Raw genomic sequence first — 5689 nt, forward strand, 5'->3', positions numbered from 1 at the left:
CATCGTTCTGAAGAAGCCGGTTGTGTTCGCATCGCGACGGCTCTATCATGGCATCACTGTTCGCCGCGGGGTGGAGCAGTTCGGTAGCTCGTCGGGCTCATAACCCGAAGGTCGTAGGTTCAAATCCTACCCCCGCCACCAACGAAAGCCCTGGTAGATCGCATGATCTGCCAGGGCTTCTTTGCTTCCCAGGGTCGATCTTCTAACCATTCTTCTAACCACGTGGTTAGAAGAATGGTGCGCGAAACGGAGATTCGCGAGGGGTTTCCGCTAGATGATTGGTTCCAAGGGGTTGGTGGTCAGTGGTCGTAGGCGAGTAGTGATCGGGCGGGTCCGGTAGCACCGCTGGTTTCGTTGTGCCAGATCGCGGCGGTGAGCGCGAGGAGTCGTTGCAGGATGCGGGCGCAGACGCCTTCGGGTTTGCGGCCGCCGTGGCGTTCCAAGTCGAGTCGGGCTTTCAAGGTCTGGTTGACCGATTCAATGATCTGACGGAACGGTTTCAGGAATCGGGTGTGCAGTCGTTCCGTCTTTTCTGAGCGCACCTTCGGTCGGATCAGTGTGATGCCGGCGTCGTTGAGTTCGGCCTCGAACGCAGCAGATCGGTAGCCCTTGTCGGCCATCAACACCTGACCTGGCCGCCCGCCGAGTGCCGGATCGAGGTGGATCATCGCCAAGGCGGTGTCGCGTTCGTCGGTCTTGGCTCCGGTCAACGCGTAGGCGACAGGCAGCCCCGATGGCGTGGCGATGAGGTGCAGTCGGAGTCCCCAGAAGAAGCGGGAGTGGCTGGCGCAGTAGCCGTAGGTGGCGTAGCCGGCCATGTCAGATCGCTTCACCGTTTCACGGCTGCGGCCGCACTCGACTGGGGTGGAGTCGACCAGCCAGAGGTCGTCGTTCCATGACGGGCAGTCGCGGGCGAGCGTCGCGATGATGTGTTGCATCGTGGCCGCGGCGTGGCGGAGTCGTTTGTTGTAGCCGGAGCGTTGCGGTAGTCGTGGGAACAGGCCGAGCAGGTGGATGTTGGCGTGGCGGATGAAGCGGGCTTCGGAGGTGTAGCCGAGCAGGGCTTGGATGACGGCGAGGGTGATCAGTTCGGCATCGGTGAGTTTCGGGGCGATCCCGATGGCGGGCCGTTCAGGTGCCCACTGTGGGTGTTCAAGCAGGAGGTCGTCGATCGTGACGCAGAGTCGGGTTGCGAGGGTGTCCAGGTCAGGGTTCATGCGCTGTGTCCTTTGGGATCAGGGTTTGTGTAGGCCCCTGATCTTGGACACCCTCGTGAACCAGATGGTGGATCATCGCGCGGAGCGCGCGAACCCCTTGGAACTCATCATCTAGCATCTGCTCGTGGCAGATGACGGCGGCAACCTCAATCTGGGCCACATCCTTGCGGCAGGAGGGGTCACGAGATTCGACGACGTCATGGCCATCCGGCATACCTACAAGACGTTGGAGGGCATCCGCACGTCCGCCGACGCGACCCCGGCGAATCTCCTGGCTTTCACGCGCCACCAGGATCTGCGGGCTTCGAAGATCCCCCAGCAGCCCGCAAACACTTGGCTGATCTTCATGGGGGATGGGGCACGCCGTTCCCGGTTCGTGTGCGCTTATGAGAATCGTGGCGAAGTTCTTGGCGAGAGAACCGCCGATTCGCGCTTTTTCGACCTCCACGAGTCCGAGATGCTGGCAGCGCTGAGGAACCGACTCGTCATCGAATGGCCGAAGGACACGATCAACTGGGCAAAGGGTGGTGAGATCGCAGCCGCATTCCCGCTCGTCGAGATCGCGGACCCGAATGCCGTTCCCTTCCCCGGCTTCGACCGACTGCTCATTCCCTACGAAGAGTTGGTCGACGTCGTGGCGGACCATCGCTACAGCGAATGGCAGGCCGCCTTGAGTTCGGTGCAGGGCGTCTACCTCATCGCTGACTCAACGAACGGCAAGCTTTACGTGGGCAAGGCCGACGGTCGAGAGCGGATCCTGGGGCGCTGGGGCGCCTACGCCCGCGACGGACACGGCGGCAATGTTGCACTGCGAGACCTCGCGCAACTCGACCCGAGTCACGCCCGCCACTTCGTTTTCAGCATCCTGCGCGTGTTCGGTCCAAGCGTCATCGCGAGTGAAGTGGACGAGGCTGAGGCCCACTACAAGCGAGCGCTCCTCACACGACGGCCGTTCGGCATGAACTCGAACTGACACAACCTTCCGGCAACGACAGCAGCCCCGAGCGTTCGATGCCGGGGTACAAGGGATGCGACGAGGACTGGCAAGCGACCCTGAGCAGATCCTCGTCGAACCCCGAAGTGAGCAGGTGAGATGGCTCGTTGTTACGGCTACGCTCCCTGCGGTTCCAACCCTAAGCGGAGGTAGTGATGTCGATCATGGGCGGGTGATCGCTGCGATTGCAGCGATATGCGGATTGGTGGGCTGCACATCGGAGCCGACCGCGGAGTCATCAACGGTGATGCCCGATGTCATCGGCACGAGCCTCGATGTTGCTCTCAGCGACATCGAACGTGCTGGCGTCGAGGACGAAGTCGAAGTGCTCGGCGGCGGCACGTTCGGCATCCTCGACGAGTCCAACTGGCAAGTGTGCGAACAGGTGCCAGACGCCGGGCAAGACGTCACTGACCCACCGCGACTCTCAGTCGACCGCTCATGCGACGAAGAGGAGTCCGACTCGGCCAGCGAATCGGACGAACAGGCGTCGTCGGACACAACGCCACCGACCGAACCTGAGCCAGTTACGACGGACGCACCAGTCGAAGAGCCTGAGCCTGTCGCGACGGACGCTCCGATCGAAGAGCCTGAGCCCGTGGACACCAGTGCTCCCACGGTGGAAGTGTTGACTGCTGAGAACAACGAGGATCTTGCGGCTCTGTTGACTGGGCCCGGCGAGTGCGATGACTCTGTGAGCGCATTCGCTTCCAGCTATCGAGGCCGGACCATCGAGTTCGACGGCAACGTTGCGTTCGTGGCGAACCACGACGACTACGACACCCGCTTCGACTTCCTCATCTACGTGGGCGACTTCAGCGACACCGTCGCCGCTCCCGGCCCGTCGTTCCAATTCGAGGACGAGAACTTCACCGACCTCAAAATGACCGGATCGAACATTCCGGACGCGATCGGGCCTGGCCTCAACATCAGGGTGGTCGCCGAAGTCGAAGAGTTCACCGAGGGCTGCCGTCTGCTCCTCGACCCGGTCTCGACCGAAGTTCGCTGACGCCAGCGGACGACGAACCTCCCATTTCGTCGTCAACAGAAGCGCGACTGGAATCTGACGATTGACGAAGTGGCCTCGTCGGTGCAAGAAAGCGCCGTATTCCACGCAGATCCTCGCCGTACCCCCAGAAGACCGTTCTGGCGCCTGAGGTTTGAGCTGTGTGAGCTCGAAGTGGCGCAAACTCACCTTTGTCGACGGGCATTCCGACCGGACTCTGTGACAGCCCATCGCTACAGTGATCGACATGACGACCGCTCCACTGACTTCCGAAACACTGCGCCGGCAGGTTGAGGCCGTGGTCGCGCCCTATGGCCTGTCGGTCGATGATTTCGTAGCATCCGACGTGGACGATCTTCCGAGCGATGAGCTCCGCGACCTTTGGCTGATGGTCAAGGGAGCCTTGGCGCCCTCGCAATAGCCGGCAGTACGGCGTGGGGAATCTCATCGAGTCGGCCGAAGCGTTCGCATCAATCCTGACTGAAGTCGTGAACGGTACCGTCTCGACAGACGTTCGTTTCGTTGTTACACCGTTCGAGGGTCCACCGGAGCTCGCCTGGGTATACCCGGAGGGATCGACCCCGGCGTCCGTCTCGTTGATTCCCATCGTCGCCGGACTCCCAGACGGAGAGCCGCCCCGGTTGTGGCTCCGCACCTCCTTCCAAGTGCGACTCGACGACACTGGAGATCATCTCGCCGTGCAGCAGTCTGTGTTCGGCCTGGTCATCGACGAGAAGACCAAGCGGCCAGCCGTGCGCGTCGAATACGACCGCGACAAGGGGAACGAACCCGACGACAACAGCCCTGCCCGGCACCGGCGTAGTGCGGCACATGTGCAGATCCATGGCTCCTCGGAGGAGCTTGCATACGTCCAAGGCCTCAACGGCGACCGCCAGCTTCGTGGCCTGGAGAAGTTCCACATCCCAGTAGGCGGCCGGCGATTCCGGCCCTCGATCGAGGACTTCATCGAGTTCCTCTGGACTGAGCGTCTCATCCCCGGTCTGCACCCAGGATGGGAGGACGTACTCACCCGCCATCGGTCGGACTGGCTCGCACTGCAGCTTCGCGCCGCTGTGCGCAACGACCCTTTCACGGCAGTGTCTCAGCTCCAGACAATGGGCTATGCCGTTGAGCCTCCGCAGGACCGATCGGCCCCAGTCGCTGATCCTTCCCGGCCAGACTGATCCGATGAGCCTGTACGATTTTGCCGGCCTCGAGATTGAGACGGATCGATGGGAGAGCGATGATTCCTGATCTCGACCTCGCCAGGGTCCGCAAGTGGATTGACCAACGGAACGCCGAGATGCCGCCGCGGGCGCGTGACCAGATCCGCTTCGAGATCGACGTCACCGACCGCACGATCACCGTGCTCGAATGTCGGCCACCGTGGCGCAAGGGCCTCGGCACGGAGTGGACTCGGTTCCCGATCTGCCGCTTCCGCTACACGAAGGTGCGCAGGCAGTGGTCGCTGTACTGGCGAGATCGAAACCTGAAGTTCCACGAGTACGACCTCGCCGAACCGACACCACACCTCGACGCGCTCATCGAGGAAGTGAAGCTCGACCGCACCGGGATCTTCTGGGGCTGACCGCTCACCCTGACGTTGCCGACCGATCGGACACATTCGCCTCGGGGACCGACTGCTGCGCCGGCCCCGCACGAATGATGCCAGCGATGACCGCCGAGTCGACCGGGCGGTAGCCCGTTGCGTCGACGCCGACGTTGATCATCCGACCCTCCTGGGCCCAGCGGTCGTGAACGTGGCCGTGCAGCAGCCACTCGCCCTTGTCCATCGGGCGGCGCTCGACGAACCGGTCGTGATGCTGGCTGTCACCACGGTACGGGAAATGGCACACGACGACGGTCGTACCGCCGACGTCGACACGCGTCGACCCCTGCACCACCTTGTCGAAGCCGGCATCCAGGTAGCGCTCGGTCCATCCGTCAGCTCGACGACCATGCCCAGCCCAGCAACGATCGTGGTTGCCAGCGACGAGAATCTTCCGGCCATGCAGTGCTTGTGCCATCGGCAGCGTGTCGGCGATCTTGCCGAGCGCGAAGTCGCCGACAACCCAGACCGTGTCGTCCGTGGCAACCATCTCGTTCCAGTTGTCGATGAGGGCGTCGTTCATCGCATCGACGTCGCGAAACGGTCGGTTGCAGTAGTCGATGATGTTGCGGTGGCCGAGATGGAGGTCGGCCGTGAACCACGTCGTCACGGCTCGACCTCCGGCTCAGACCGCGTCGGGCTCGGCGCGATGTGTCCGGTGTCCGGGGGAGTCGGCCAGCGGACGTCGAGCGTGGCCACATCGAGGATCAGCCAGCCGCCGATGGTGTCGCCGTCGCAGCTGAGCCCGACCGTCCGCGTCGACTGCCAAGCAAGCGCGCCGGACTGTTCGGTCGTGACTCGATCAATCCACGTGAGCTCAGTGTCGTGGGCGTGGTGCCAATGCCCGTGGAACGCGATGCGCG

General features: G+C 62.9%; 8 protein-coding genes and 1 tRNA gene. 6 read left to right on the top strand and 3 right to left on the bottom strand.

Translation table 11 applies throughout. The features are described from left to right. The first annotated feature begins 64 nt into the window (after positions 1-64). A tRNA-Met gene (locus tag ACH2EI_RS08010) sits at positions 65-141 on the top strand. A gap of 158 nt (positions 142-299) precedes the next feature. On the opposite strand, the gene ACH2EI_RS08015 is transcribed toward ACH2EI_RS08010, so the two are convergent. Further along, positions 300-1217 carry an IS982 family transposase gene (locus ACH2EI_RS08015; protein WP_395153193.1) on the bottom strand — a complete coding sequence of 306 codons (918 nt, stop codon included), beginning with the start codon at positions 1215-1217 and terminating at the stop codon, positions 300-302. 124 nt (positions 1218-1341) lie between these two features. On the opposite strand from ACH2EI_RS08015, the gene ACH2EI_RS08020 reads away from it, so the two are divergent. The 5 genes from ACH2EI_RS08020 to ACH2EI_RS08040 all read left to right on the top strand — a co-directional run bounded on the left by ACH2EI_RS08020 (position 1342) and on the right by ACH2EI_RS08040 (position 4805). Continuing rightward, positions 1342-2190 carry a GIY-YIG nuclease family protein gene (locus ACH2EI_RS08020; RefSeq protein WP_395153192.1) on the top strand — a complete coding sequence of 283 codons (849 nt, stop codon included), beginning with the start codon at positions 1342-1344 and terminating at the stop codon, positions 2188-2190. Between the two features lie 268 nt (positions 2191-2458). Next, positions 2459-3220, top strand: coding sequence for a DUF4839 domain-containing protein (locus ACH2EI_RS08025; RefSeq protein ID WP_395159663.1), 762 nt, complete (start codon positions 2459-2461; stop codon positions 3218-3220). 244 nt (positions 3221-3464) lie between these two features. Next, positions 3465-3638, top strand: coding sequence for a hypothetical protein (locus ACH2EI_RS08030; protein WP_395153190.1), 174 nt, complete (start codon positions 3465-3467; stop codon positions 3636-3638). Between the two features lie 13 nt (positions 3639-3651). Next, positions 3652-4401, top strand: coding sequence for a hypothetical protein (locus ACH2EI_RS08035; RefSeq protein ID WP_395153189.1), 750 nt, complete (start codon positions 3652-3654; stop codon positions 4399-4401). 59 nt (positions 4402-4460) lie between these two features. Next, entirely contained in the window at positions 4461-4805 is a 345-nt protein-coding gene (locus tag ACH2EI_RS08040) for a DUF3024 domain-containing protein (RefSeq protein WP_395153188.1), read from the top strand. A gap of 4 nt (positions 4806-4809) precedes the next feature. Here ACH2EI_RS08040 and ACH2EI_RS08045 read toward each other — a convergent pair whose 3' ends face one another. Beyond that, positions 4810-5436, bottom strand: a complete 627-nt coding sequence (locus ACH2EI_RS08045; protein ID WP_395153187.1) for a metallophosphoesterase family protein — start codon at positions 5434-5436, stop codon at positions 4810-4812. Then, on the bottom strand, positions 5433-5689 hold a 257-nt coding region (locus ACH2EI_RS08050), incomplete at its 5' end, for a hypothetical protein (protein WP_395153186.1). The genes ACH2EI_RS08050 and ACH2EI_RS08045, both read right to left, overlap by 4 nt.

The sequence above is a fragment of the Ilumatobacter sp. genome (assembly GCF_041688325.1).
Taxonomy (GTDB): Bacteria; Actinomycetota; Acidimicrobiia; order Acidimicrobiales; family Ilumatobacteraceae; genus Ilumatobacter_A.

Bases quoted from the DNA above. Each gene is read 5' to 3' on its own strand.
- ACH2EI_RS08015 (WP_395153193.1), bottom strand. From the start codon at position 1,217: ATGAACCCTGACCTGGACACCCTCGCAACCCGACTCTGCGTCACGATC.
- ACH2EI_RS08040 (WP_395153188.1), top strand. From the start codon at position 4,461: ATGATTCCTGATCTCGACCTCGCCAGGGTCCGCAAGTGGATTGACCAA.
- ACH2EI_RS08030 (WP_395153190.1), top strand. From the start codon at position 3,465: ATGACGACCGCTCCACTGACTTCCGAAACACTGCGCCGGCAGGTTGAG.
- ACH2EI_RS08025 (WP_395159663.1), top strand. From the start codon at position 2,459: ATGCCCGATGTCATCGGCACGAGCCTCGATGTTGCTCTCAGCGACATC.